The sequence below is a fragment of the Streptomyces sp. NPDC001002 genome (assembly GCF_053599215.1).
Map to the genome: position 1 here is coordinate 18,053 of NZ_JBSFLV010000005.1, position 25,955 is coordinate 44,007.

A 25,955-nucleotide genomic window follows, 5' to 3' on the forward strand; every position below is an offset into this window, starting at 1 on the left:
CGGGGGTCTACGGGATTCCCGCGTCGAAACCGGCCCGACGTGCCCCGGCACCGGCCCCGGCGCGCTCAGTTCCCGTCCAGGACAGCCGCTCACTTCCCGTCCAGCCCCGGCATGGGCCCCGCTCACTTCCCGTCCAGCACCGCCCGCCACTCCGCGACCGCCGCCGGCGACACCGGTTCGTCCCAGCCCGCGGGGCGGGCCGCGCCGCCGATGTGGAAGGCGTCGAGGCCGGCGGCGCGCAGGGCGGGCACGTGGTCGAGGCGGAGGCCGCCGCCGACGAGGAGTTGAGGCTCGTAACCGGGCTCCCCGCGGTGCTTCGCCTCGGCGAGCAGCGTGGGCAGGCCCTCGTCGACCCCGGCGGCGGACCCCGCCGTGAGGTAGGTGTCGAGGCCGGGCAGGTCGGCGAGCTGCTTGCGCAGGGCGGCCCGGTCGGCCGCGTGGTCGATGGCCCGGTGGAACGTCCACCGGCACCCGTCCAGCTCCCCGGCCAGCCGCTCCACGACCCCGAGATCCACCCCGCCCCCGGCGTCGAGGAAGCCGAGCACGAACTCCTCGGCGCCGGCGTCCCGCATCTCCAGCGCGATCCGGACCAGCCGCTCGACGTCCTCGGCGGGGCCGGCGGCGAAACCGTCGGTGAGTCGCAGCATCACGCGCAGATCGATGTCGACGGCGGCCCGGATCCCGGCGAAGGTCCGCACCGACGGGGTGAGTCCGTCGGCCGCCATGTCGGTGATCAGTTCGAGGCGGTCCGCGCCTCCGGCCTGGGCGGCGACCGCGTCCTCGACGTCGAGGGCGATCACCTCCAGGACTGCACGCGTGCTCATAGGACCCCTTCCGTCGTGTTGCCCTGGGAGCGGCTACAGGTCTAGTCCAATCTCAGGGTAGCCGGGCGGGCAGGGGACCGCGAGATCGCCCCGTCTCCCTCGTCACGCTTGTCACGTTCGTCACGTGAAGTCGTCGGCGGGGGCGCCTGATTCCGGTCACGGCAAGACCCTGACCGGTCAACGACAGGCCCCTGCCCGGTCACCGGAAGATCTTCAGCTCCCCTTCCTCCGCCCCGGCCAGCTCGTACGACGCCCCCTCCGTCACCGGCCGCCCCGCGTACAGCCGTACGAGCGTGGCGGCCTCGCCGATGTAGCGGGCGGGCGGTCGCGGCGCGGTCACGGCGCCCAGGCGCAGCGGCTCGTCCACGTCGTCGAGGTCGGCGTGCAGCGGGAGGTGCCCCCGCTCCCGGGTGATGCGCACGAGGAGGGTGAGCGCGTCCGGCAGCCCGGCCCCGGCGTACGCCCCCGGCGCCCCGAGGACCTCGCGCACGTCACCGGCGTGCACCCACTCGCCCAGCGCGATCATGTCCAGCGACCCGCCGGCCTTGGCGATCACCGGTCCGGCCTCGGTCATCCCGCGCTCCAGCTCGTCGACGACCTGCGCGTTCGTCCACTCGGCGCGGTCGGCGATGTCCCGGTCGTTGGCCTCGGGCGAGAAGACACCCTGCTCGAACCGGCTCTCCACCACCCGCATCAACGCGGCCGAACAGTGCGCGAGCACCTCCCGCACCGTCCACGCCGGACAGCCGACCGTCGGCAGCGCGAAGTCCGTGTCGGGCCGGGCCCGCAGCAGGGGCACGAGGTCGTCGCGCTCGGTGCTCAGCAGCCGACCGGGGAGTTCGGGGTCCCGTACCTGGTATGGATCAGTCATGGATCCACGCTAGGGGGCGCACCGGCACGGGGTCACTGGGGCGCGGGGAGACAGCGGCGCTGGGGAGATCGCGGGGACCCGGGGACAATGGCGCCATGGCCGACCTCGATGCCCTCCGTCTGCGCTGGTCCCGTGCCCTGGACGGCGCCCGTGCCGCGGGCCCCGACCCGCTCCCCTACGCCGACGACCTGCTGGCCCGCTGGCAGGAACCGCAGCGCCGCTACCACACGCTCACGCACCTCACGGCGGTCCTGGACCGCATCGACGTACTGACGGAGTACGCCAAGGACCCGGACCTCGTACGGCTGGCCGCGTGGTTCCACGACGCGGTGTATCTGCCGGACCGTTCGGAGAACGAGGAGCGGTCGGCGCGGCTCGCGGAGCGCGCGCTGGCCGAGGCGGGGGCGTCGCCGGAGGGGACGGCTGAGGTGGCCCGACTGGTCCGGCTGACCGTGACCCACGCGCCCGAGCCCGCCGACGCGAACGGCGCGGTGCTGTCCGACGCGGACCTCGCGATCCTGGCGGCGCCCCCGTCGGCGTACGCGGCCTACACGGCGGAGGTCCGCGAGGAATACCACTTCGTGCCGAACGAGGCGTTCAGGGAAGGCCGTTCGGCGATCCTCCGCCAACTCCTCGATCTTCCGCAGCTGTTCCGCACCCCGCACGGCCTGCGCGAATGGGAGGCGACGGCCCGCTACAACCTCGCCGCCGAGCTGGAAATGCTGTCGACCACGACGGACCCGGCCACCTAATCTGCGAACCATGCGTGAATGGGGCGTGGAACGGGTGGAAGAAGCCGTCGCGGGCTGTGCGGCGACGCTGCGGATGGCGCTGGACCGGGACTGGGAATCGGTGCCGGCCGGCGGCCTGGAGTGGGACTGTCGGCGCACGGCGTTCCACATCGCCGAGGATCTGATCGCGTACGCCGGGCAGTTGGCGGGGCGCGCGCAGGACGCCTACGTGCCCTTCGAGCTGGTGCCCGAGGAGGACATCGACAACGCGGGCGTCGTGCAGGTCATCGAGACGACGGGCGCCCTGTTCGCCGCCACGCTCCGCACCACCCCGCGCGAGGTCCGCGCCTTCCACCCGTACCCGTTCCGCAGCGCGAACCGCGAGGGCTTCGCCGCGATGGGAATGGCGGAGGTGCTGGTCCACACGTACGACATCGCGGAGGGCCTGGGCCTGCCCTACCAACCCCCGTCCGCACTGGCCGAGTTCGTCGTCACGCGCATCTTCCCGCACGTCCAGCCCGACCCCGACGCGTGGCGCACGCTCCTCCACGCGACCGGCCGCATCGCCCTGCCCGGCCGTTCCCTGCGCACCGAATGGCGCTGGAACAACAACCTGGTCCTGCACTCCGACCGCCTCACCCTCGAAGGCGCCACCCCCGCGGCCGTCGCCGACCTGGCGGCGGGCGGCGACGGCGGCTTCAACTGGGTGGTGGGCGGCCCCTATTCAGGCACCCGGGAAGCGGCCGGAATGATCCTCAAGGCCTACGAAGCCGGCGTGCACCGCCCCGAGTTCGGCCTCTTCGTCCTCATCCGCGAGGACGGCCTCGCGGTCGGCGGCATGGGCTTCCACGGCGTCCCCGACGAGGACGGCCGCGCGGAGGTCGGCTACGACCTCGTCGAAGGCGCCCGCGGCCGCGGCTACGCGACGGAGGCCCTGCGCACCCTCTCCCAGTGGGCCCTGGCCCGCGACGACGTGAACGCCCTCCTCGCCACGATCGACCGGGACAATCTGGCGTCCCAGGCGGTGGTTTCCCGGGTGGGGTACACACGGGTGAGCGCGGACGAGGAGGGGCTGGCTTTCGAGCTGCGCTGACCTGGTTCAGTCCGGTCGGACCCGATTCAGCCCGGTCGGATCTGATTCAGATCGGTCGGACCTGGTTCAGTCCGGTCGCCCCGGAGCCGCCCGTCCCTTCGGTCGGCGCAACCCCGCCCCCGTCAGCAACCGCACCACCTCTCGACTGCTGACCTCCACCGCTCCCGCCCCCACCGCATCCCCGTACCGATGCGACGGCAGGTCGTAGTGGTCCCGTTCGAAGGCTCGCCTCGGGACGCCCAACGCGTCGGCGAACACGTGCAGTTCGTCGTACGAGACGTCGCTGACCAGATGGGACCACATGCGGCCGTGGCCCGGCCAGGTCGGGGGGTCGATGTAGATCGTCACGGGCGCCTCGCGCGGTTCGTCACGGGCGGCCTCATGAGGTGGGCGTCCCGCCCGTCGCCGGGCCCAGGGTGCCGACCGCCGCGACCTTCACGCCCGCCTGGTGGCAGACCCAGTGCGGGTCGGGGCCCAGTTCCGGCTCGACCTCCAGGGCGTGCGGGTCGCCCGCGCCGCACACCGGGCACAGGGGCCAGCGGCCGTACCGTTCCAGCAGGGCGTCCTGGACGTCCTGGGCGATCAGGCCGGCGACGTACTCGACGCCCTCCGGCCACTGCTCGACCCACCAGCGCCGCTGGACGACGGAGTCCTCGACCAGCGACACCACGTCCGCCTCGGCGACCGCGCCCGCGGCCAGATCGGCGAGCACGAGGGCGCGTGCCGCGTGCAACGCCTGCTCCAGGGGGTCTATGGGGGCGACGGGGTCGTCGGGGTCGATCGGATCCATGTCCCCATTGTGCGCACTCTTGACCACCACACCGCGCCGAAAATATCTTTCATACGTGACCCAGGAAGTGAAGGAAATTTTCGCCGACCGAGCCGGGCCCGCCCCCGCCGCTCTCGCCGCCAAGGTCCGCACCCTCGCGCCCTCGATGACCCGCTCCATGCAGCGCGTCGCCGAGGCCGTCGCGAACGACCCCGCCGGCTGCGCGGCCCTGACGGTCACCGGTCTCGCCGAGCTCACCGGCACCAGCGAGGCGACGGTCGTACGCACCGCCCGCATCCTCGGCTACCCCGGCTACCGCGATCTGCGCCTCGCCCTCGCCGGCCTCGCCGCCCAGCAGCAGTCCGGGCGCGCGCCCGCCATCACCACCGACATCGCGGTGGACGACCCCATCGCCGACGTCGTCGCGAAACTCGCCTACGACGAGCAGCAGACCCTCGCGGATACCGCTGCGGGGCTGGACACGGTGCAGTTGGGGGCGGCCGTCACCGCTGCGGCGGCGGCCCGGCGGATCGATGTGTACGGGATCGGTGCGTCCGGGCTCGTCGCTCAGGACCTCACGCAGAAGTTGCTGCGGATAGGGCTCATAGCCCACGCGCACAGTGATCCGCATCTTGCCGTCACCAACGCCGTGCAGCTCCGGGCCGGGGACGTGGCCATCGCCATCACTCACTCCGGGTCCACCGGGGACGTCATCGAGCCGTTGCGGGTCGCCTTCGAGCGGGGCGCGACGACTGTGGCGATCACCGGGCGGCCCAACGGGGCGGTGGCTCAGTACGCGGATCATGTGTTGACGACGTCCACGGCTCGGGAGAGCGAGTTGCGGCCCGCGGCGATGTCCTCTCGGACCAGTCAGCTGCTTGTTGTGGACTGTCTGTTCGTGGGGGTGGCGCAACGGACCTATGAGGCGGCGGCGCCTGCGCTGGCCGCGTCGTACGAAGCGCTGGCTCATCGGCACCGTCGTTAGACCGCACCTTCTCCGTCACCGCACGATTGAAAGAGCCGCACCTCATGACCTCCACCTCCAACCATCGTGATCTGCAAGCCCAGTTGGAGTCCCTGACCACCGAGGCCTTTCGGCCCGATCTCGCCGAGATCGATCAGCTCCCCACCCTCGACATCGCCCGGCTCATGAACGGTGAGGACACGACCGTGCCCGCCGCCGTCGCGCGGCGGCTGCCCGAGATCGCCGCCGCCATCGACGCCATCGCCGAACGCATGACCCGCGGCGGGCGGCTCATCTACGCTGGTGCCGGGACCGCCGGGCGGCTCGGCGTCCTCGACGCCTCCGAGTGTCCGCCCACCTTCAACACCGACCCGGACGAGGTCGTCGGGCTCATCGCGGGTGGGCCGGAGGCCATGGTGACGTCGGTGGAAGGCGCCGAGGACTCCGTCGAGTTCGCTCGGGCCGATCTGGATGCGCTCACCCTCACCCCCGCCGACACCGTCGTCGGCATCTCCGCCTCCGGACGCACCCCGTACGCCATCGCCGCCGTCGAACACGCCCGTGGGCTCGGCGCGTTGACCGTCGGGCTGTCCTGCAACGAGGGCAGTGCGCTCGGCGCCGCCGCCGAGCACGGGATCGAGGTGGTCGTGGGGCCCGAGCTGGTCACCGGGTCGACCCGGCTCAAGGCGGGGACCGCGCAGAAGCTCGTACTCAACATGCTTTCTACGATCACGATGATCCGGTTGGGCAAGACGTACGGGAATCTGATGGTCGACGTCCGCGCCTCGAACGAGAAGCTGCGGGCCCGTTCGCGGCGGATCGTCGCGCTCGCCACCGGTGCCGGGGACGAGGAGATCGAGCGGGCGCTCGCGGCGACCGACGGTGAGGTGAAGAACGCGATCCTGACGATCCTCGCCGGGGTCGACGGCCCGACGGCCACCCGCCTTCTGGAGGAGTCCGGCGGACATCTGCGTGCCGCGCTGGCGGCGGCACCCCGCTGACCAGCACTCTCGGGGAATGCCTACCCCCCGGGATCTCGCCGCCGCGCTCCTCCCCCTCGTCGGCGGAGCGGCCAACGTCACCTCCGTCGCCCATTGCATGACCCGGCTGCGGCTGGGGCTGGACGATCGGTCGCTCGTGGATGAGGACGGGGTGCGGGCGGTACCCGGGGTGCTCGGGGTCGTGGACGACGACACCTATCAGATCGTGCTCGGGCCGGGGGTGGTGGCCCGAGTGACCCCGGAGTTCGAGAAGTTGGCGGGTGGTGGCGGCGAACTGGCCGTACGAGGCACGGAGTTGAAGGAGGAGCGACGGGCGCGCAACGCGACCCCCGCCAAGCTCCTCCTCCGCCGGATCGCGAACATCTTCGTCCCCCTCATCCCCGCCCTGATCGGCTGCGGTGTGCTGGCGGGTCTCAACGGCCTGCTGATCAACATGAGTTGGCTGCCGAGCCTGACCCCGGCCCTGGCCGCCGTGGCCTCCGCGTTCCTCGCCCTCATCTCGGTCTTCGTCGGCTACAACACGGCGAAGGAGTTCGGCGGGACGCCGGTGCTCGGCGGGGCGGTGGCGGCGGTCGTGGTGTACCCCGGGGCGGCGAAGGTGACGGCGTTCGGGGTCGCCCTCTCCCCCGGCCAGGGCGGGGTGCTGGGCGCGCTGGCCGCCGCGTTGCTCGGCACGTACGTCGAGAAGTGGTGCCGCAGCTGGGTCCCCGCGACCCTCGACGTCCTGGTCACTCCTACCCTGACGGTCCTGGTCTCGGGCCTGGCGACGCTCTACGGCCTCATGTACGCGGCCGGCGAGATCTCCACGGCGATCGGCACGGCGGCGAACTGGCTCCTGGCCACCACGGGCCCCTTCGCGGGCCTGATCCTGGGCGGCCTCTTCCTCCCGCTGGTGATGCTGGGCCTCCACCAGGCCCTGATCCCCATCCACACCACCCTCATCCAACAGCAGGGCTACACCGTCCTGTTGCCCATCCTCGCGATGGCGGGCGCGGGCCAGGTCGGTGCGGCGGTCGCGGTCTACTTCCGCCTCCGCCACGACACTTCACTCCGCACGACCATCAAGTCGGCCCTCCCGGCAGGGTTGTTGGGCATCGGCGAGCCGCTCGTCTACGGCGTCTCACTGCCGTTGGGCCGACCGTTCCTGACCGCCTGCGCGGGCGGCGCGGCGGGCGGCGCCTTCGTCGGGTTCTTCGCGATGCTGGGCAACAAGGTGGGGGCGACGGCGATCGGGCCGTCGGGCTGGGCCCTGTTCCCGCTGCTGGCGGGGAACAGGGGGCTGGGGACGACGGCGGCGATCTACGGGGGCGGGTTGCTGACGGGGTACGCGGTGGGGTTCGTGGCGACGTACCTGGTGGGGTTGAGCGGGGTACGGGACGAGGCCGGGGCCGACGCCAGGGCCTCACGGAGCAAGGTCGGATGACGCTCCCGCCCGCCACACCAGCGTGTACCGCCAGAACAACCGCTGCCGCAGCCGGGCCCCGGGCAGGAGTCGGGCGGCCTCGCGGCGGATCTCGGTGAAGGTCATCTCCGGTGGCCGGGTGAGGGCGGTCATGGACACCGGGCGGGAGGCGGCGACCCGTCCCCGGTTCTTGAGCCACCCGACGATGGGATCCAGGAGAACGGAGACGAGGCCGAGCAGACCGTCGACGAGACCCTGTAGGGGCCGAAGGGGCGGCCGGCAGAGGCATCGGCGACCGCGAAGGACACGGGGACGCCGGGCGGGGTCAACTCCCTTGCTCGGGCGATGATTTCGGGGTCCGCGTCGATGCCGTCCACCCCTCCCGTCGCCCGCCCGGCCGGCAACCGTGCCAGGTCACCGCTCCCGCAACCGACGTCCAGCGCGCGGCCGAAGCTTCGGGGCAACTGCCGTAGCAGCCAAGGGTGGTAGTGGGCGTTGTGGCTCCAAGGGTGGGCCGAGTTGAAGGCGTGGAGGGCCTGAGTGAACGTGGGGTCCCCGCCGGTTGCGGCGATGGCCGGAGCGCGGGCGACGGAGGGCTCGATGAGGTTCGCAGTCAGGAAACCCTCATGGGCGTAATCCTGCGCCGTAGACGAGGGGAGGAGCCTCCGCCACTGTTACCTGGCACAAGTCCAGCTACAGCGGAGGGGCGGCGACGAGTGCCTGGAAGTCGCCGAAGGCAACCCCGCCCTCGTCCCCGTCCGCGACTCCAAGAACCTCCTCGGCCCGGAACTCGTCTTCCGGGCGGAGCCGTGGTCCGTGTTCGTCGACAGCCTGACGAACTGAGTCCTTCCGCGCCTCGCTCATGGGTACCCGTACTCATGCCGGGGCGCGCCCCTCGGTCCACCGTGGTGACACCAACCCGGACCGACCCGAAGGACGCCTCGATGCCGCATCCCTCCCGCCCGCGCCGGCTCCTCGCACTCGCCACGGACAACTGGCCGGCCCGGGCCTACCTGGGCGTCGTAGGCGCCTCCGTCGTGGTGATGTTCCTCTCCCCGGAGAGTCCTGTCGCCACGGCCCCCTTGGTACTCACCGCACCCCTCTCCCTGCTGGGCATCGTCGTCCCCTTCGGTCCCGGCACCGAGGGCGGCGGGACGGCACAGGGGCTGGCCGTCGGCTCATGGACGGTGTGGGTCGCGCTGAGCGCGCTGGTGAACGCGGCCGTGATCGGCGCCCTGGCGACGAGGAAAGCCGCAGCGCCCTCCACGAGGCCCCCTGCGACGCGTGCCGCCCGCCTCCGTGCCCTGCTCGCGCCCGCCGTCGACAACTGGCCCGCGCGGGTCTACCTCGCCGCGGTCACCGCCTCGGTGGTTTTCTTCCTCGGCGCCGCGTACGTCCTGCCGGACCCGGGGTTCGCCGGGGTCTGGCCGCTCATCACGACCGCGCCGCTCAGCTTCGTCCCCCTCGCGGTGTCGATACCGGCCGAACTCCCCGATCTCTCCTGGCTGAGCCCACCGCTCTTCGCCGCCGGCTGCGCCATGAGCGGGCTGGTCAACGCCGTACTGCTCGGCCGCCTCGCCCACCGACTCCGAGTGCGCCAAGCACACCCGGCCGTCTGAGCGGAGGAACGGCGAGGTCCACCCCGCCGCCGGCCCGCGGCAAAGCCGACTATCGTCGGCAGCACCATGAACCACGCCCAGCAGACCGCCCTCGGCCGCGCTCTCCGCCTCCTCGGTGAGCACGGCGAGGCGCTCACGTCCGACACGCCCGACGCCCGGCTGCACGAGGTCAAGGCGGACCTCAAGCGTGCCCTCGACCTGCTGGACGACACCGTCAGCGGCGGCGTACCGACCACCCGCTGCCCCGAGCACCCGAACGGCCCGGTCGACGAGAACGCCCACGACCTGTGTCTGCTCTGCGAGACCCGGCGCCGCTCCGCCCGCCGCGCCGAGTTCAACGGACCCGCCATGCCGGCCAGGAGCGCCGACACCACCGCCTCCTCCCGCTACGGCGTCCGCGCCGACCGCCCGCAGCCCCAGGAGCGCTGGCTGCCGGAGCTGTGGAACGGGCAGGAGTGGCAGCTGTGCGGTACGCCACGGCGGGACCGGCACGAGGCCGAGCTGTATCTCACCGCCCAGCGTCGCGCCCCGCGGGCCGCCATGGCGTACCGGCTCGTGCACGAGTTCACCGACTACGAGGTGCTGCGGGTGTGGGGCACACCGGTGAAGGTCGACATCGAGCCCCTGGGCAACCTGTAGGCGCCGCCCGCTACTTGGGCAGCGCCAGCGGCTCGAACTCGTACCCCTCCCAGATGCGGCGCGAGCTCTCCCCCGGGTACGGCACGACCTGCGGGTCCACGTCCAGGACCTGCACCAGGCGCCGTTCGCCGTCGTACGCCGGCCAGCCCGGGTCGCCGCCGCGTGCGAACGCCGTCCACGAGGAGCGGAAGCGGGTGGACAGGGCCCGTGCCTCGGCCGGCACCTCCGCGCCGCCGAACAGCAGGATGCCGAGGTCCGCCGCGTACGTGCCGAAGAGCAGCGGGATGTCCAGGCCGTGGCAGGCGCCGAAGATGCCGTCGGCGCCTGGGGCCGGCCAGGTCAGTTCGTAGACGTGGGCCCGGCCGCCGCCCTTGAGCTGCGCCTCGGCCAGGTGCAGGGTCGGCATGGCGAACAGCCAGTCCGTCCAGACCTGTTCGAAGAGCTCGACGGACGTGGCGTCGGGGTAGGCGGCGCGGTAGGAGCGTTCGCCGTCCGGCCCGGGCGCGTAGTTCCGCAGGGCCCACTCCGCCTGCTCGTCGCCGACCTCGGCCGCGGTTCCGGACAGTTGGGCCAGCACCGCGAACAGGCGGTACTCGTCGCGGTTGTGGCCGGTGAGGAGGTCCACGTCCCGGGCCGCGCCCGCCGCCAGGGCCTCCCAGGGGGCGACGGGGAGCACCTCCCCGTCGACGACCGGCGAGAAGGGGGTCGCCGTCGCGGCCACCTGGCCCCAGCGCTCCCCGTACGCCCGCATCTTCTGGCCCAACGCCTCGCCGGGAGCGGTGAGTTGATGCGGGGCGAGGGTGGCGAGGTCGGCCGCCGTCGGGCGCAGGCCCGCCTCCTCGGCGATGGCCGCGGCGATGTCCCGGGCGAGTTCGTCGGAGAAGAACGTGCCGGGCACGCTCTGCGCGATCGCCCGCGTGAACAGGCCCCGCGCGCTCGGCATCGCCAGCAGCGAGGCCACCGACCCGGCCCCGGCCGACTCCCCGAAGACGGTGACCTGTTCGGGGTCGCCGCCGAACGCCGTGATGTTCTCCCGTACCCACTCCAGGGCGGCCACCTGGTCGAGCAGACCGCGGTTGGCGGGCGCTCCCTCGATGCGGGCGAAACCTTCCATGCCCACGCGGTAGTTGAAGGTGACGACGACCAAGTCACCTTCTCGCGCGATGTGTTGGGCGTCATAGCCGGGGCTGCCGGCGTGGCCCAGCTTGTAGGCGCCACCGTAGATCCAGACCATGACCGGGCGCCGGGCGGCCGGATCCGCGTCCGGGGTCCAGACGTTGACCGTCAGCCAGTCGTCGCCGGTGGGGGCGGCCGCCGGGCCCTTGAAGCCCTGGATGCCGGACTCCTGCGGGGGCGGCGGCCCGAAGGCGTACGCCTCCCGGGTGCCGTCCCAGCTCCGCACGGGCCGCGGCGCCCCGAACCGGCCCTCCCCCACCGGCGGTTCGGCGAACGGGATGCCGCGGAAGACAGCAAGCCCGTCCTCCCACCGCCCACGCACCGCCCCGGCAACGGTCCGCACGACAGTCCCCGCGGGCTCGCTGGTCGTCATCGACTGCTCCTCACTCGGCGAAAGGCCCTCCGCATGCACAAGAACGCTAGCTCAGCAGCGGTGCGGCCGACCCTGTGAGGCCAGTGAGTTCGGTCAGCTCAGGGTCTTCAAGGCCGCCGCGTCGTACGGCTTGAGTTCGTCGAAGCGGCCCGCGAGGACCTTCGACGCCCACTCGGGGTCCTGGAGGAGGGCGCGGCCGACGGCGACCATGTCGTACTCCTCGCGCTCCAGGGCGTCGAGGAGGTCGTCGATGCCCTTGAGCGGGGCGCCCTCGCCCTTGAAGCCCTTGAGGAAGTCGCCGTCGAGGCCGACCGAGCCGACGGTGACGACGGGCTTGCCGGTGAGCTTCTTGGTCCAGCCGGCCAGGTTGAGGTCGGAGCCGTCGAACTCGGGGAGCCAGTAGCGGCGGGTGGAGGCGTGGAAGGCGTCGACGCCGGCCGCCGCGAGGGGCGCCAGGATCGACTCCAGCTCCTCGGGGGTCTCGGCCAGACGGGCCTTGTAGACGTCCTGCTTCCACTGCGAGTAGCGGAAGATGATCGGGAACTCGGGGGACACGGCCTCCCGGACCGACCCCACCAGCTCCGCCGCGAACTTCGTACGGGCGACCGGGTCACCGCCGTAGGAGTCGGTACGGCGGTTGGTGCCCGCCCACAGGAACTGGTCGAGCAGGTAGCCGTGGGCGCCGTGCAGTTCGACCCCGTCGAAGCCGATCCGCTCGGCGGCGACCGCGGCCTCGACGAACGCGTCGATGACGTCGTCCAGGTCGTCCTGCGTCATCGCCCTGCCGGTGGGCTCGGTGGCGCCGATCCGCAGCCCCGAGGGGCCGACCGCGGGGGCGTCGGCGTACGGCGGCTGGCCCTGCTCGCGCACCATGCCGATGTGCCACAGCTGCGGCACGATCCGCCCGCCCGCCGCGTGCACCGCGTCGGCGACCTTCGCCCAGCCCGCCAGCTGCTCCTCGCCGTGGAACCGCGGGATGCGGTCGCTCTGCCCGGCCGACTCGTGCCCGACGTACGTGCCCTCGGTGACGACGAGACCGACGCCCGCTCCGGCGCGGCGCGCGTAGTACGAGGCCACGTTCTCGCCGGGGATGCCGCCCGGGGAGAACTGGCGGGTCATCGGCGCCATCACGATGCGGTTGGGGACCGTCAGGCCGCCCAGGGCGATCGGCCGGGAGAGGATCTCGGCCGCGCGGGAGGCGGCGGGAGAGGCGGACGTCGAGGTGCTGGCGGAGGCGGTCACGTGGGGGAACTCCTTGGGGTACCGGATGGTATGTGCGCGTGCATTGAACGTCGGTCAACGTTCAACACCCACAACGGCGATCTCATTCCGCCCCGCCGCCGCCCCACCCTGTGATCCCGGACACGCCGAAGGGCGGCACCCCCTGCCGGAGCAGGAAGTGCCGCCCTCCGTAAGGACGTTGATCAACCGGAACCGGTCGATCAGAAGTCCATGTCACCGCCCGGCATGCCGCCGCCGGCCGGCGCGGCGGCCTTCTCCGGCTTGTCGGCGATGACGGCCTCGGTGGTGAGGAACAGCGCGGCGATGGACGCGGCGTTCTGCAGAGCGGAACGCGTGACCTTCGCCGGGTCGATGATGCCCTCGGCGATCATGTCGACGTACTCACCGGAGGCCGCGTTCAGACCCCAACCCACGGTCAGGTTGCGGACCTTCTCGACCACGACGCCGCCCTCGAGACCACCGTTGACGGCGATCTGCTTGAGCGGGGCCTCCAGGGCGAGCTTCACGGCGTTGGCGCCGGTCGCCTCGTCACCCGTCAGCTCCAGCTTCTCGAACACCGCGGAGGCCTGCAGCAGGGCCACGCCACCACCGGCGACGATGCCCTCCTCGACGGCCGCCTTGGCGTTGCGCACGGCGTCCTCGATGCGGTGCTTGCGCTCCTTGAGCTCCACCTCGGTCGCGGCACCGGCCTTGATGACGGCGACGCCACCGGCGAGCTTGGCCAGGCGCTCCTGGAGCTTCTCGCGGTCGTAGTCCGAGTCGCTGTTCTCGATCTCGGCGCGGATCTGGTTGACCCGGCCGCCGACCTGGTCCGAGGACCCGGCGCCGTCGACGATGGTGGTCTCGTCCTTGGTGATGACGACCTTGCGGGCACGGCCCAGGAGGTCCAGGGACGCGTTCTCCAGCTTGAGGCCGACCTCCTCGGAGATGACCTCGCCGCCCGTGAGGATGGCGATGTCGCCGAGCATGGCCTTGCGACGGTCACCGAAGCCCGGGGCCTTGACGGCGACGGACTTGAAGGTGCCGCGGATCTTGTTGACGACCAGGGTCGACAGGGCCTCGCCCTCGACGTCCTCGGCGATGATCAGCAGCGGCTTGCCCGACTGCATGACCTTCTCCAGGAGCGGGAGCAGGTCCTTGACGGAGCCGATCTTGGAGTTGGCGATCAGGATGTAGGGGTCGTCCAGCGACGCCTCCATCCGCTCCATGTCGGTGGCGAAGTACGCCGAGATGTAGCCCTTGTCGAAGCGCATACCCTCGGTGAGCTCCAGCTCCAGACCGAAGGTCTGGGACTCCTCGACGGTGATGACGCCTTCCTTGCCGACCTTGTCCATCGCCTCGGCGATGAGCTCGCCGATCTGGGTGTCGGCGGCGGAGATGGAGGCCGTGGAGGCGATCTGCTCCTTGGTCTCGACATCCTTGGCCTGCTCAAGGAGGGCACCGGAGACGGCCTCGACGGCCTTCTCGATACCGCGCTTGAGGGCCATCGGGTTGGCGCCCGCGGCTACGTTGCGCAGACCCTCCTTGACGAGGGCCTGGGCGAGCACGGTCGCGGTGGTCGTACCGTCACCGGCGACGTCGTCCGTCTTCTTGGCGACTTCCTTGACCAGCTCGGCGCCGATCTTCTCGTACGGGTCCTCGAGCTCGATCTCCTTGGCGATGGAGACACCATCGTTGGTGATCGTGGGGGCGCCCCACTTCTTCTCGAGGACGACGTTGCGGCCCTTGGGGCCGAGCGTCACCTTCACGGCGTCCGCGAGCTGGTTCATGCCGCGCTCGAGGCCGCGCCGCGCCTCCTCGTCGAACGCGATGATCTTGGCCATGTGAAGTGGTCCCTCCAGGACTGGGGGTGATTCCTTCGGACCGCGCCCGCGCCCGCGACGGACGGCTCGCATGCCCCGTGGTTCCTTGCCCCACCTGGCCTGCGGGCCTCACCGACCCGGTCCTTCTTGTCACTCTCACCTTCAGAGTGCTAACGCCAATGATTAGCACTCGCCCCCTGCGAGTGCAAGCGGCTCTCGGGGATCGGGCAGGCGCCGGGAGGCCCCGCGGCGCACCCCGGCGGCACCCCACGCACGGCGAGGGGCCCGCACCCTGCCGGATGCGGACCCCTCGCCATGTGAAATGTTCAGGCGGTGACGCGAACCATGTCGGCCTGCGGGCCCTTCTGACCCTGCGAGATCTCGAACTCGACCCGCTGGCCCTCTTCCAGGGTGCGGTAGCCGTCCATCTGAATGGCGCTGTAATGGACGAAGACGTCCGCACCACCGTCGACCGCGATGAAGCCGTACCCCTTCTCCGCGTTGAACCACTTGACGGTGCCCTGAGCCATGCCTAACTCCCCTATTACTGGCCCTTGCACAGATCCACACTTCGCGGATCCGGGTCAGACCTCACCCCCCACGGATTGGGGGCGTGCGCCGGAACGCGTCGACCGCGGCCGAATGTATCCGTCCAACTGCCGTCTGCAACAGGTCAATCCGACGAGAATTCAGGGCAAGACCGGTCGGGAATCTGGCGAGAATTCATTAGAATTCAGGGCAAGTCGGGCCCCACAAAAGGCGCAAAACACACAAAAAACCTGCTTACTTTGGCTACTTCTTGTCGCCCGTGCAGCAGGTTTCCGGGGAGGCCGACCCGTGGATCGGCGGCGCGTTCCCCAACTGTACCTCGCTCAACCCCACTGAATTGCCCCCTCCGCTTCTCTCACGGAGGGGGCAATCGGATGAACTCTTCGTAATCGCTGTTACCGAAGGTAATTATCGGCCGCGATCAACCACGTTCAGCCACCGGCGACGGCGGGGATGATCGAGACGCCGGCCCCGTCCGGGGTCGCCGTCTCCAGACCCTGCTCGAACCGCACGTCGTCGTCGTTCACGTACACATTGACGAACCGCCGCAGCTTGCCCTGATCGTCCAGCACACGCGCGGCGATACCGGCGTGGTTCTTCTCCAGATCAGCGATGACCTCACCGAGGGTCGCCCCTTCGGCCGTCACCTCGGCCTCGCCACCCGTGTAGGGCCGCAGGATGGTCGGGATACGGACGGAAACGCTCATGATGCGAGGCCTGCCTCTCGGAAGGAGTCGAGGTTCGGACGGATGGTGGCGGTCAAACCGGTGCCGGCCACCGCGTCCAGGGTCTTCAGGCCGTCGCCGGTGTTCAGCACGACCGTGGTCTTGGTCGGGTCGAGGAGACCGTTCTCGATCAGCTTCTTCGCGACGCCGACCGTCACGCCACCGGCCGTCTCCGCGAAAATACCCTCGGTGCGGGCCAGCAGCTTGATCGCGTCGACCACCTGCTCGTCGTTCACGTCCTCCACCGCACCGCCCGTCCGGCGCGCGATGTCCAGGACGTACGGCCCGTCCGCCGGGTTGCCGATGGCCAGGGACTTGGCGATGGTGTTCGGCTTCTGGGGGCGGACCACGTCGTGACCCGCCTTGTAGGCGACGGACACCGGCGAGCACCCCTCGGCCTGGGCGCCGAAGATCTTGTACGGCTTGTCCTCGACGAGCCCGAGCTTGATCAGCTCCTGCAGACCCTTGTCGATCTTCGTGAGCTGCGAGCCGGAGGCGATCGGCACCACGAGCTGATCGGGCAGCTGCCAGCCGAGCTGCTCGCAGATCTCGTACGCCAGGGTCTTGGAACCCTCCGCGTAGTACGGCCGCAGGTTGACGTTGACGAAGCCCCAGCCCTCGCCGGCCGGGTCGCCGATCAGCTCGGAGCAGAACCGGTTCACGTCGTCGTAGTTGCCCTCGATGCCGACGAGCTCGCCGCCGTAGATCGCGGCCATGACGACCTTGCCCTGCTCCAGGTCGTGCGGGATGAACACGCAGGAGCGGAAACCGGCGCGGGCCGCGGCGGCACCGACGGCGCCCGCGAGGTTGCCGGTGGAGGAGCAGGAGAGGGTCGTGAAGTTGAAGGCGCGCGCGGCCTCGATGGCCTGGGCCACGACACGGTCCTTGAAGGAGTGCGTCGGGTTGCCCGAGTCGTCCTTCACGAAGAGCTTGCCGGCGTCGACGCCCAGCTCGCGCGCGAGGTTGTCGGCCTGGACGAGCTTGGTCCAGCCGGGGTTGATGTTCGGCTTGGTCGCCACGTCCGCGGGGACCGGCAGCAGCGGCGCGTAACGCCAGATGTTCGCGGGACCCGCTTCGATCCGCTTGCGGAGTTCCTCGGTGTCGTAGGCCGAGAAGTCGTACGCGATCTCGAGCGGGCCGAAACACTCCTCGCACGCGAAGACCGGTCCGAGCGGTACCCGGTGGCCGCACTCACGGCACGAGAGCGCCGCGGCCGGGCCGAGGTCTACGGTGGAGTCGGTGGTGCTTGCAACAGTCTGCACAGCCATGGAGGCGAGGCCCTTTCTCCTCATCTTCCTCGCGACGCATCTCGCCACGAGACGGATTTGGCACCTTCCCTAGCCGGGAGCCTCGCGTAATGATCAACATTGATCTACGAGACCGGCTGGAGGGTTGCCGGGGCTTCATCGGGCCGTATCCCTCTGCCCCTCTGGATGAGCGGTATGCGGTTGTATGAGCGGTTGTGGGCGCCTCCGACCCCCGACATGCGATGGTCATCAGCGTTGTTCAAGACTGTAACCGAAGGCCAGGACAGTTGAGCTAGCCGTCCGAACCGCGAGATGGATCACACAAGATCCACTCGCCGAGAGAACGCAGAGGAGCCGCGCACTGTGCTGAACGAAGTCGAGCGTTGGCTGAGCACCCGCTCCTGGTCCGTGACCGATCGCCCGCTCCACCAGATTCTGGCCGCGAAGCACCGCACGGGCCAGTCGGTCAGTGTCGTGCTGCCCGCGCTCAACGAGGAGGAGACCGTCGGCGACATCGTCGCCGTCATCCGCCACGACCTCATGCAGCAGGTCCCGCTCGTCGACGAGATCGTCGTCGTCGACTCGGGATCCACCGACCGCACGTCCGAGGTCGCCGCGGCGGCCGGCGCGCGGGTCGTCCACCGCGACGACATCCTGCCGCACCTCCCGCCCGTGCCCGGCAAGGGCGAGGTGCTGTGGCGCTCGCTCCTGGTCACCACCGGGGACATCGTCTGTTTCATCGACGCCGACCTGAAGGAGTTCTCCTCGGACTTCGTCTCCGGCATCGTCGGCCCGCTGCTGACCGACCCCGGCGTCGACCTCGTCAAGGCGATGTACGACCGCCCCCTCGGCGGCGCTGCGGGCCAGGGCGGCCGGGTCACCGAACTCATGGCCCGCCCCCTGCTGAACATGCACTGGCCGCAGCTGGCCGGCTTCGTGCAGCCGCTGGGCGGCGAGTACGCGGCCCGCCGCAGCCTGCTGGAACAGCTCCCGTTCCCGGTCGGGTACGGCGTCGAGCTGGGCATGCTGGTCGACGCCCTGCACCTGGTGGGCCTCGACGCGCTGGCCCAGGTGGACGTCGGCGTGCGCAAGCACCGGCACCAGGACGGGCAGGCGCTGGGCCGGATGTCCGCCGCGATCTACCGCACCGCGCAGCTCCGGCTGGCCCGCGGGCACCTGATCCGCCCCTCGCTGACTCAGTTCGAACGGGGCGCGGACGGTTTCGAGCCGCGCACCTACTCCGTGGACACGGAGGAGCGGCCGCCGATGGTGGAGATCGCGGAGTACGCGCAGCGGAAGGTCGCCTGACGTCGGCGGCGGTCGCCCGATGACGTCGGGAGTCGCCTGACGACAGCAGGTCACCCGCCGTATACGGCCTGCTCGCGCGTGCGCTCACATGTTTGAGCGTTTCCCGGCCGGGCTAGGTTGTGGCGTATGGCTTCCACGGCTTCCACCGCTTCTACGGCTTCCGCGCAGGGCGCTGCCCAGGTACTGGTCGCGTCCAACCGCGGCCCGGTCTCCTACGACGTCCAGGACGACGGCTCGCTGGCCGCCCGGCGCGGTGGCGGCGGGCTGGTCTCCGGTCTGTCGGCGATCGGGCCTGACGCGGGCGCGCTGTGGGTGTGCTCGGCGCTGTCCGACGGCGACCGCGAGGCCGTGCGGCGCGGGGTCGGCGAGGACGGTGTGCGGATGCTGGACATCCCGGCCGACGTGCACGCGGACGCGTACAACGGCATCGCCAACTCGGTGCTGTGGTTCGTGCACCACATGCTGTACCAGACGCCGCTGGAGCCGGTCTTCGACGCGGAGTTCCGGCGCCAGTGGGCGTCGTACGAGACGTACAACCGCGCTTTCGCCGAGGCGCTGGCCGAAGAGGCGGCCGAGGGTGCGGCCGTGCTGGTGCAGGACTACCACCTGTGTCTGGTGCCCGGGATGCTCCGCGAGCTCCGTCCCGACCTGCGGATCGGGCACTTCTCGCACACGCCGTGGGCGCCGGTGGACTACTTCCAGATGCTGCCCGACGACATCCGGGCGCGGCTGATGGAGGGCATGCTCGGGGCGGACCGGGTGGGGTTCCTGACCTGGCGGTGGGCGACGGCGTTCCAGAACTGCGCGGGCGCGGTCGACACGGATCGCTGGCTCTCCACGTGGCCGTCGGGCGCCCCGCGGGCCATCGAGCACCTGGGGACGGACGGGACCACCCACCAGGAGCGGATCACCCGCCGGACGCTCATCGGGGTCCACAGCCTCGGTGCCGACGCCGAGTTCCTGCACGCCCGCTCGCACGAGGCGGACGTCGAGGAGCGGATGGCGGCACTGCGCGAGGAGATCGGCGCGGGCCGCCGGACCATCGTCCGGGTGGACCGCACCGAACTCTCGAAGAACATCGTGCGCGGGCTGCTGGCGTACCGGCAGCTGCTCGACGACCGCCCCGAGTGGCGCGAGCGGGTCGTGCACGTGGCATTCGCCTACCCCTCGCGGCAGGACCTCGCCGTGTACCGGGACTACACCGCCGAGGTGCAGCGGGTCGCGGACGAGATCAACTCCCTTTACGGGACGCCCGGTTGGACCCCGGTCGTCCTCCATGTGAAGGACGACTTCGCCCGCTCGCTGGCCGCCTACCGGCTCGCCGACGTGGCCCTCGTCAACCCCATCCGCGACGGCATGAACCTCGTCGCCAAGGAGGTGCCCGTCGTCTCGGACGAGGGGTGCGCGCTGGTCCTGTCCCGGGAGGCGGGGGCGTACCAGGAGCTGGGCAAGGACGCGATCGTGGTGAATCCGTACGACGTGATCGGCACGGCGCGGGCACTGCACGAGGCGTTGTCGATGCCGGTGGAGGAGCGGGCGGAGCGGACGAAGAGGCTGTCCGCGGCGGCGACGGCGCTGCCGCCCGCGCAGTGGTTCCTGGAGCAGTTGGAAGCACTGCGCGACCAGGCCGGCTGAGCCGTCAGGCCGGCTGGGCCGTCAGTCCAGCCGAGCCGCCAGCGCCCGCAGCAGTCGTACGACCCCCTCGGGACCGTCCACCACCACGTCCGCCCGTTCCCTGAGTTCCGTCACCTCGTCGCTGCCGCTGCAGACCAGGAGGCCGGGGACGCCGTCGGAGCGGAGTTTGTCGACGGCGGCGAAGGCGGGGAGGTCGCCGAGGTCGTCGCCGGCGAAGAGGACGGCCTCGGCGGAGTGGGCGCGGGCGTGGTCGAGGAGGGCGACGCCCTTGTCCATGCCCGGGGGGCGCAACTCCAGGACCAAGCGGCCGGGTTCGACGACGAGGCCGTGGCGGGTGGCGAGGTCGGTGAGGGGTTCGCGCAGGGCCTCGAAGGCGGCCTGGGGGTCGGCGGCGCGCCGGGTGTGGACGGCGACCGCGCGGCCCTTCTCCTCGATCCAGGTGCCCTGCCAGGCGCCGATGCCGTCGAGGAACCCGGGCAGCTCGGCGCGGACGGCGGCCACGCCGGGGTGCGCGGCGGGGGCGGTGACCTCGCCGGTGGCCGCGTCCCAGCGCTCGGCGCCGTAGTGGCCGAGGACGACCAGGTGCTCAAGGCCCGGCACGCCCGCGAAGCCGCCGTGCCGGACCGCGACGCCGGCCGGGCGGCCGGTGATCACGGCGACCGAGGCGATCTTCGGGGCGAGGGCGGCCAGCGCGGTCACCGCGTCGGGGTGGGCGCGGGCCTGTTCGGGGTCCGGCACGATCGGGGCGAGAGTGCCGTCGAAGTCGAGGCCGACGACCGTCCCGGCCGGCCGCCGCAGGATCGCGGCGAGCCCGTCGCGTCCCGCCTGCGTGGCCGGGGTCGGCAGGGGTTCCATGGAGTGCGTCGAGTCCGTGTCCGTAGGGATGCCCATACGGTGACCCTAACCGGGCGGGGCCGGGCGCACCCGTGGCTCAGGGGAGCGCGCGGCCGGGCACCGTGCCTTGTCCCGGCGGGTGCCGGCGCCCACTCCGGCCGGATTCCGCACCCTGTCTCGGCGGGCTTCGCACCCTGTCCGGGCAGGCCCCGCGCCCACTCCGGGCAGATCCCGCGCCCTGTCCAGGCGAGCCCCGCGTCCGCTCAGCGCTCCGACCGGCGCCGGTCCCTCACCCGTCTCAGCCTGTTCACCGTGACCGGGTCGTGGGCGAGGGCACGCTCGTCGTCCAGGAGGGCGTTGAGCAACTGGTAGTAGCGGACCGGGGCCAGGCCCAGCTCCTCCCGTATCGCCCGCTCCTTGGCGCCGGGGCCCGCGAACCCCCGGCGCTCCAGGGCGAGGACGGCCCGCTCACGCTCCCCCAGCTGCTCGTGCTCCATGACCTCAACGGTAGGCCCCGCCACTGACAACGCGGGCCTCCCCCGAAGTCACCGGCCGTTGCCGGCCGCCTTCCGTCACCGGTCTTCCTTCACCGCCGTCGTCTCCAGTCGGCCCAGGACCGTCGACGGGCTGGCGCCGGGGGCGACCGCCTTGCCTATGCCCTCCTTGACGGCCGCGCTGACCGTGGACCAGGAGGTCTTGCCGACCGGGTACAGCTCGGACTGGGGCAGCTCCTGGAGGAACGGCTTGAGGTCGGTGTCCTGGTCGGCCGTGGCCATCACCTGGGAGGCGGAGTTGGTGACCGGCAGCAGGTCGTACTCGCGGGAGAAGGCGAGCACGTTCTTCTCGCTGTAGACGAAGTCGAGGAAGTCGCCGACCTGTTCGGCGTGGCCGCCCTGCTTGAACGCCGTCATCCAGTCGGCGACGCCCATGGAGTACTTGGTCTGCCCGTTCACCCCGGGCATCGGCACCATGCCGAACTTCACGCCCTTCTTCTCGGCGATCTTCATCAGCGAGGGGTGCCCGTTGAGCATGCCGACGTCACCGGACGCGAAGGCGGCGAACGCGGCGGCGCGGTTGAGCTCGCCGGGCGCGACGGGACCGGTCAGGCCCTTGTCGACCAGGTCGTCCTTGAGCCAGGTGAAGGTGTCGACGTTCTCGGCGGAGTCGAGGGCGTAGGTCCCGAAACTGTCGGTGTAGCCGCCCCCGCCGCTGAGCACCCACTGCATGGTCTCGGCCTGCGCCTCCTCGGGCCCCAGCGGCAGGGCGTACGGGTAGGTCACGCCCCGCTCCTTGAGGACCGCCGCGTCGGCGGCGAGCTGGGCCCAGGTCTTCGGCGCGGTGAGACCGGCCTCCTTGAAGAGGGTCTTGTTGTAGAAGAGCAGCCGCGTGGAGGCGGCGAACGGCATGCCGTACTGCACGTCCTTGACCTGGCCGGCGGTGGAGAACTGCGCCGCGAAGTCGGCCTGCGTACGGATGGAGAGCAGATCGTCGGCCTGGTAGAGCAGACCGGCGTCCGCGTAGTCGGCGTACGCGCCGATCTGCGCCATGTCGGGGGCCTTGCCGGCGTCGACCTGTTCCTTGACCTTGCGGTCGACGTCGTTCCAGGAGTAGACGCTGACCTCGACCTTCACATCGGGATGTGCGCGCTCGTACTCCTCGACCAACTGGCCCCAGTACTTCTTCGAGCTGTTGGCGGCCGAGTCGCCGTACTCCGCGGCGACCAGTCTCAGGGTGACGTCCCCGGAGTCTCCCGTCAGGCCACAGCCGGCGAGTACCGCCGTCATGCCCAGCGCGGAGCCCACCGCGATCGTTCCTGTCCTGCGCCCCTGGCGCTCTTGCCGCCGCTGCACTGCTGTTGCTCCCACCCTGCTGTCTCACCGTTCAATAAAAGGACCCAATAGGTCTACACCACGTAAGTGGACTAGACCTCTCATGGGTCGGGGCGTCACACTGTCCCCTGTGAGACATGTCATCGCCCTCGACGTGGGCGGCACCGGGATGAAGGCCGCCCTGGTCGGCGCGGACGGCGCACTGCTCCACCGGGCCCGCCGGGCGACCGGGCGCGAGCGCGGTCCCGACGCGGTCGTCGAGGGCATCCTCGACTTCGCCGCCGAACTGCGCGCGTACGGCATCGAGCACTTGGGCGAGCCCGCCGCCGCGGCCGGTCTCGCCGTCCCCGGCATAGTCGACGAGTCGGCCGGCATCGCCGCCTACTCCGCCAACCTCGGCTGGCGGGACGTACCCCTGCGCGATCTGCTGGCCGCGCGGCTCGGCGGGGTCCCGGTCGCCCTCGGCCACGACGTGCGCACCGGCGGGCTCGCCGAGGGCCGGATCGGGGCGGGCCAGGGCGCCGACCGCTTCCTCTTCGTCCCCCTCGGCACCGGCATCGCGGGCGCCATCGGCATCGCGGGCCGCGTCGAGGCGGGCGCCCACGGCTTCGCCGGCGAGATCGGCCACATCGTCGTACGCCCCGGCGGCACCCCCTGTCCCTGCGGCCAGGTCGGCTGCCTGGAGCGGTACGCGTCGGCGGCGGCGGTCAGCGAGGCGTGGGCGGCGGCCACGGGGGACGGGGAAGCGGACGCGGCGGACTGCGCGAAGGCGGTAGAGGCCGGGGACTCGCGGGCGCGTGCCGTCTGGCAGGAGGCCGTGGACGCCCTGGCCGACGGCCTGGTCACCGCGCTCACCCTGCTGGACCCGCGCACGCTCATCATCGGTGGCGGTCTCGCCGAGGCGGGGGAAACCTTGTTCACACCCCTGCGGGACGCCGTCCGGCAACGGGTCACCTTCCAGAAGCTGCCGAGCATCGTCCCCGCCGCCCTGGGCGACACCGCCGGCTGCCTGGGCGCCGGGCTTTTGGCCTGGGATCTCCTCAACCACACCGACCGTACGGAGGTAACCGCCTGATGGCAGCTGACCCAGGGGCGCGGGGAACTGCGCGACCAGCCACGACGCACCCGCGGCCCGCAGCGACCGGAGGCACCACGGTGCTGGCCGGTGCCGACGTGGTCCTCCCCACCGGAACGGTCAGGGCCGGCCGCGTGATCGTCGACGGCACGCGAATCGCCGGCGCCGCCCCAGAGAACGCCCAGGTCATCGACGTCACCGGCCACTGGCTGGTCCCCGGCTTCGTCGACATCCACAACCACGGCGGCGGCGGAGCGTCATTCACCTCCGGCACAGTCGACGACGTCCTCAAGGGCATCCACACCCACCGCCTGCACGGCACGACGACCCTGGTCGCCTCCACCGTCACCGGCGACATGGACTTCCTCGCCCAACGCGCCGGAATCCTCTCCGAGTTGGCCGAGCAGGGCGATATCGCCGGGATCCACTTCGAGGGCCCGTTCATCTCGCCGTGCCGCAAGGGCGCCCACTCCGAGGAACTCCTGCGCGACCCCGACCCGGCGGACGTGCGCAAGCTGATCGACGCGGCGCGCGGCCAGGCGAAGATGGTCACGCTCGCCACCGAACTGCCCGGCGGCCTCGACTCCGTACGCCTGCTCGCCGAGCACGGCGTCATCGCGGCGATCGGTCACACGGACGCGACGTACGAGCAGACGGTGGAGGCGATCGACGCGGGCGCGACCGTGGCCACGCACCTGTTCAACGCGATGCCGCCGCTCGGCCACCGCGAGCCCGGTCCGATCGTCGCGCTCCTCGAAGACCCGCGTATCACCGTCGAGTTGATCAACGACGGCACGCATCTCCACCCGGCCTCCCTGGAGTTGGCGTTCCATCACGCGGGAGCGGACCGGGTGGCGTTCATCACGGACGCGATGGACGCGGCGGGCTTCGGCGACGGCCGTTACATGCTCGGCCCGTTGGAGGTCGAGGTCAGCGAGGGCGTGGCACGGCTGGTGGAGGGCGGTTCGATCGCGGGGTCGACGCTCACGCTGGACCGGGCGTTCAAGCGGGCGGTGACGATCGACCGGCTGTCCGTCGAGGACACGGTCGCCGCGCTCTCCGCCAACCCGGCCCGGCTGCTGGGTGCTTACGGCGAGATCGGCTCCCTGGAGCCCGGCAAGTACGCCGACCTGGTCCTTCTCGACCGTCATTTCGACCTCAAGGGCGTCATGCGGCGCGGCGAATGGGTGGTCGATCCCCAACTGGGGTGATCTGTCCCGCTGTTGAGGTGGCGGCCGCCCTGGAAGACTGGGCGGCCGCCGTCCAATGCGCGCCTTCCCGGGGGGGAGGTCGGCCCAGGTGATCCTCACGGTCACGCTGAACACCGCTCTCGACATCACGTACCGCGTGCGGGGTCTGCGCCCGCACGCCTCCCACCGGGTCACCGAGGTGATCGAACGGCCGGGCGGCAAGGGCCTGAACGTGGCCCGCGTGCTCGCGGCCCTCGGCCACGAGGTGACGGTGACCGGCTTCACGGGCGGCGCCACCGGACGGGTCGTGCAGGAGCAACTGACCGCCACCGCGGGGGTCGTGGACGCGCTGGTGCCGGTGACCGGGGCGACCCGCCGCACGATCGCCGTCGTCGACCAGGAGACCGGTGACACGACCCAGCTCAACGAGCCGGGTCCGACGGTCACTTCGGCCGAGTGGTCCGCCTTCCAGGAGGCCTACGAGGATCTGCTCGTACCGGCGTCGGCGGTGGCGCTGTGCGGGAGTCTGCCGCCGGGGGTGCCGGTGGGGGCATATGCCGGGCTGGTGCGGACCGCGCGGGCGGCCGGGGTGCCTGTCCTGCTCGACACCAGCGGGGAGCCGCTGCGCCGCGGGGTCGCCGCCCGCCCCGACATCGTCAAGCCGAACGCCGAGGAACTGGCCGAACTCACCGGCTCCCACGAGCCGTTGCGTGCCACGCAGGACGCCCGCAGGCGGGGTGCCGGGGCCGTCGTCGCCTCACTGGGCGCGCAGGGGCTCCTTGCGGTCGCTCCGGAGGGACGCTGGCGGGCCGTCCCACCCGCCCGGATACCCGGCAACCCGACCGGCGCCGGCGACTCGGCGGTCGCGGGCCTGCTGTCGGGCCTGGTCGAACAACTCCCCTGGCCGGACCGGCTGACCCGCGCGATCGCGCTGTCTGCGGCGACCGTACTGGCCCCGGTGGCGGGCGAGTTCGACCGGTCGGCGTACGAGGAGTTGCTGGGGCGGGTGGCGGTCACGAAGGAGGCTTCCGTGGCATGACCGCTGCACGGTGACCCG

General features: G+C 71.4%; 26 protein-coding genes, 1 pseudogene and 1 riboswitch. Of the genes and pseudogenes, 13 read left to right on the forward strand and 14 right to left on the reverse strand.

The window, feature by feature from the left end; translation table 11 throughout:
• Positions 1-122: 122 nt before the first annotated feature.
• Both ACWDR3_RS04115 and ACWDR3_RS04120 read right to left on the reverse strand, forming a co-directional pair.
• Entirely contained in the window at positions 123-824 is a 702-nt protein-coding gene (locus ACWDR3_RS04115; protein ID WP_450350615.1) for a copper homeostasis protein CutC, read from the reverse strand.
• A 199-nt stretch (positions 825-1,023) separates the two neighbouring features.
• On the reverse strand, positions 1,024-1,695 hold the full coding sequence (locus ACWDR3_RS04120; RefSeq protein WP_450350616.1) for a maleylpyruvate isomerase family mycothiol-dependent enzyme: 672 nt from the start codon (positions 1,693-1,695) through the stop codon (positions 1,024-1,026).
• Positions 1,696-1,790: 95 nt separating this feature from the next.
• Here ACWDR3_RS04120 and ACWDR3_RS04125 point away from each other — a divergent pair, with 95 nt between their 5' ends.
• Positions 1,791-2,447, forward strand: a complete 657-nt coding sequence (locus ACWDR3_RS04125; protein ID WP_450350618.1) for an HD domain-containing protein — start codon at positions 1,791-1,793, stop codon at positions 2,445-2,447.
• Between the two features lie 10 nt (positions 2,448-2,457).
• Positions 2,458-3,519 (forward strand): GNAT family N-acetyltransferase, encoded by a 1,062-nt coding sequence (locus ACWDR3_RS04130; RefSeq protein WP_450350619.1) that lies wholly within the window; start codon positions 2,458-2,460, stop codon positions 3,517-3,519.
• A 66-nt stretch (positions 3,520-3,585) separates the two neighbouring features.
• Here the strand turns inward: ACWDR3_RS04130 and ACWDR3_RS04135 are convergent, their stop codons facing one another.
• Together ACWDR3_RS04135 and ACWDR3_RS04140 are read right to left on the reverse strand one after the other, a co-directional pair.
• Positions 3,586-3,867: a DUF4031 domain-containing protein gene (locus tag ACWDR3_RS04135; protein ID WP_450350621.1), complete on the reverse strand. Its 282-nt coding sequence runs from the start codon at positions 3,865-3,867 to the stop codon at positions 3,586-3,588.
• A gap of 31 nt (positions 3,868-3,898) precedes the next feature.
• Positions 3,899-4,309: a hypothetical protein gene (locus ACWDR3_RS04140; protein ID WP_450350623.1), complete on the reverse strand. Its 411-nt coding sequence runs from the start codon at positions 4,307-4,309 to the stop codon at positions 3,899-3,901.
• 55 nt (positions 4,310-4,364) lie between these two features.
• Between ACWDR3_RS04140 and ACWDR3_RS04145 the strand changes: the two genes are divergently transcribed.
• The 3 genes from ACWDR3_RS04145 to ACWDR3_RS04155 are packed head-to-tail and all read left to right on the forward strand — an operon-like array spanning position 4,365 to position 7,676.
• On the forward strand, positions 4,365-5,273 hold the full coding sequence (locus ACWDR3_RS04145) for a MurR/RpiR family transcriptional regulator (RefSeq protein ID WP_402359148.1): 909 nt from the start codon (positions 4,365-4,367) through the stop codon (positions 5,271-5,273).
• A 44-nt stretch (positions 5,274-5,317) separates the two neighbouring features.
• Positions 5,318-6,253 (forward strand): N-acetylmuramic acid 6-phosphate etherase, encoded by a 936-nt coding sequence (gene murQ, locus ACWDR3_RS04150; RefSeq protein ID WP_450350624.1) that lies wholly within the window; start codon positions 5,318-5,320, stop codon positions 6,251-6,253.
• A 16-nt stretch (positions 6,254-6,269) separates the two neighbouring features.
• Entirely contained in the window at positions 6,270-7,676 is a 1,407-nt protein-coding gene (locus ACWDR3_RS04155) for a PTS transporter subunit EIIC (protein WP_450350626.1), read from the forward strand.
• Here ACWDR3_RS04155 and ACWDR3_RS04160 read toward each other — a convergent pair.
• Positions 7,656-8,227: pseudogene (locus tag ACWDR3_RS04160) on the reverse strand (class I SAM-dependent methyltransferase). The gene ACWDR3_RS04155 and the pseudogene ACWDR3_RS04160 overlap by 21 nt on opposite strands.
• 148 nt (positions 8,228-8,375) lie before the next feature.
• Between ACWDR3_RS04160 and ACWDR3_RS04165 the strand changes: the two are divergent.
• The 3 genes from ACWDR3_RS04165 (at position 8,376) to ACWDR3_RS04175 (ending at position 9,913) form a co-directional block, all read left to right on the forward strand.
• Positions 8,376-8,498: a DUF397 domain-containing protein gene (locus ACWDR3_RS04165; RefSeq protein WP_450350827.1), complete on the forward strand. Its 123-nt coding sequence runs from the start codon at positions 8,376-8,378 to the stop codon at positions 8,496-8,498.
• A 101-nt stretch (positions 8,499-8,599) separates the two neighbouring features.
• Positions 8,600-9,274 carry an SCO4225 family membrane protein gene (locus ACWDR3_RS04170; RefSeq protein ID WP_450350628.1) on the forward strand — a complete coding sequence of 225 codons (675 nt, stop codon included), beginning with the start codon at positions 8,600-8,602 and terminating at the stop codon, positions 9,272-9,274.
• 66 nt (positions 9,275-9,340) lie between these two features.
• Positions 9,341-9,913 carry a hypothetical protein gene (locus ACWDR3_RS04175; protein ID WP_450350629.1) on the forward strand — a complete coding sequence of 191 codons (573 nt, stop codon included), beginning with the start codon at positions 9,341-9,343 and terminating at the stop codon, positions 9,911-9,913.
• Between the two features lie 10 nt (positions 9,914-9,923).
• On the opposite strand, the gene ACWDR3_RS04180 is transcribed toward ACWDR3_RS04175, so the two are convergent.
• The 6 genes from ACWDR3_RS04180 to thrC all read right to left on the reverse strand — a co-directional run bounded on the left by ACWDR3_RS04180 (position 9,924) and on the right by thrC (position 17,048).
• On the reverse strand, positions 9,924-11,462 hold the full coding sequence (locus tag ACWDR3_RS04180; RefSeq protein WP_450350630.1) for a carboxylesterase/lipase family protein: 1,539 nt from the start codon (positions 11,460-11,462) through the stop codon (positions 9,924-9,926).
• Between the two features lie 93 nt (positions 11,463-11,555).
• Positions 11,556-12,704 carry an NADH:flavin oxidoreductase gene (locus ACWDR3_RS04185; RefSeq protein WP_450350631.1) on the reverse strand — a complete coding sequence of 383 codons (1,149 nt, stop codon included), beginning with the start codon at positions 12,702-12,704 and terminating at the stop codon, positions 11,556-11,558.
• A gap of 200 nt (positions 12,705-12,904) precedes the next feature.
• Complete coding sequence (gene groL / locus ACWDR3_RS04190; protein WP_450350632.1) at positions 12,905-14,527, reverse strand: chaperonin GroEL; 1,623 nt, start codon at positions 14,525-14,527, stop codon at positions 12,905-12,907.
• 305 nt (positions 14,528-14,832) lie between these two features.
• Positions 14,833-15,036, reverse strand: a complete 204-nt coding sequence (locus ACWDR3_RS04195; protein WP_004986573.1) for a cold-shock protein — start codon at positions 15,034-15,036, stop codon at positions 14,833-14,835.
• A gap of 450 nt (positions 15,037-15,486) precedes the next feature.
• Positions 15,487-15,762: a MoaD/ThiS family protein gene (locus ACWDR3_RS04200; RefSeq protein ID WP_450350634.1), complete on the reverse strand. Its 276-nt coding sequence runs from the start codon at positions 15,760-15,762 to the stop codon at positions 15,487-15,489.
• On the reverse strand, positions 15,759-17,048 hold the full coding sequence (thrC, locus tag ACWDR3_RS04205) for a threonine synthase (RefSeq protein WP_450350636.1): 1,290 nt from the start codon (positions 17,046-17,048) through the stop codon (positions 15,759-15,761). Before thrC ends, ACWDR3_RS04200 begins: the two co-directional genes overlap by 4 nt.
• Before the next feature lie 17 nt (positions 17,049-17,065).
• Positions 17,066-17,220: riboswitch (SAM riboswitch) on the reverse strand.
• 170 nt (positions 17,221-17,390) lie between these two features.
• On the opposite strand from thrC, the gene ACWDR3_RS04210 reads away from it, so the two are divergent.
• Together ACWDR3_RS04210 and ACWDR3_RS04215 are read left to right on the forward strand one after the other, a co-directional pair.
• The gene (locus tag ACWDR3_RS04210; protein WP_450350638.1) at positions 17,391-18,335 is read left to right on the forward strand and encodes a glucosyl-3-phosphoglycerate synthase; all 945 of its coding nucleotides are present in this window, start codon (positions 17,391-17,393) and stop codon (positions 18,333-18,335) included.
• 126 nt (positions 18,336-18,461) lie between these two features.
• Positions 18,462-19,970 (forward strand): alpha,alpha-trehalose-phosphate synthase (UDP-forming), encoded by a 1,509-nt coding sequence (locus ACWDR3_RS04215; RefSeq protein ID WP_450350640.1) that lies wholly within the window; start codon positions 18,462-18,464, stop codon positions 19,968-19,970.
• Between the two features lie 21 nt (positions 19,971-19,991).
• On the opposite strand, the gene otsB is transcribed toward ACWDR3_RS04215, so the two are convergent.
• From otsB to ACWDR3_RS04230, 3 genes are all read right to left on the reverse strand, one after another.
• Positions 19,992-20,861 carry a trehalose-phosphatase gene (otsB, locus tag ACWDR3_RS04220; protein ID WP_450350641.1) on the reverse strand — a complete coding sequence of 290 codons (870 nt, stop codon included), beginning with the start codon at positions 20,859-20,861 and terminating at the stop codon, positions 19,992-19,994.
• A 206-nt stretch (positions 20,862-21,067) separates the two neighbouring features.
• Positions 21,068-21,301, reverse strand: coding sequence for a DUF3263 domain-containing protein (locus ACWDR3_RS04225; protein WP_450350643.1), 234 nt, complete (start codon positions 21,299-21,301; stop codon positions 21,068-21,070).
• Between the two features lie 75 nt (positions 21,302-21,376).
• Positions 21,377-22,588: an ABC transporter substrate-binding protein gene (locus tag ACWDR3_RS04230; RefSeq protein WP_450350828.1), complete on the reverse strand. Its 1,212-nt coding sequence runs from the start codon at positions 22,586-22,588 to the stop codon at positions 21,377-21,379.
• Positions 22,589-22,763: 175 nt separating this feature from the next.
• Here ACWDR3_RS04230 and ACWDR3_RS04235 point away from each other — a divergent pair, with 175 nt between their 5' ends.
• The 3 genes from ACWDR3_RS04235 (at position 22,764) to ACWDR3_RS04245 (ending at position 25,937) form a co-directional block, all read left to right on the forward strand.
• Entirely contained in the window at positions 22,764-23,708 is a 945-nt protein-coding gene (locus ACWDR3_RS04235; RefSeq protein WP_450350644.1) for an ROK family protein, read from the forward strand.
• Positions 23,708-24,919 (forward strand): N-acetylglucosamine-6-phosphate deacetylase, encoded by a 1,212-nt coding sequence (nagA, locus tag ACWDR3_RS04240; RefSeq protein ID WP_450350645.1) that lies wholly within the window; start codon positions 23,708-23,710, stop codon positions 24,917-24,919. Before ACWDR3_RS04235 ends, nagA begins: the two co-directional genes overlap by 1 nt.
• Positions 24,920-25,007: 88 nt before the next feature.
• The gene (locus ACWDR3_RS04245; RefSeq protein ID WP_450350647.1) at positions 25,008-25,937 is read left to right on the forward strand and encodes a 1-phosphofructokinase family hexose kinase; all 930 of its coding nucleotides are present in this window, start codon (positions 25,008-25,010) and stop codon (positions 25,935-25,937) included.
• Positions 25,938-25,955 lie beyond the last annotated feature (18 nt).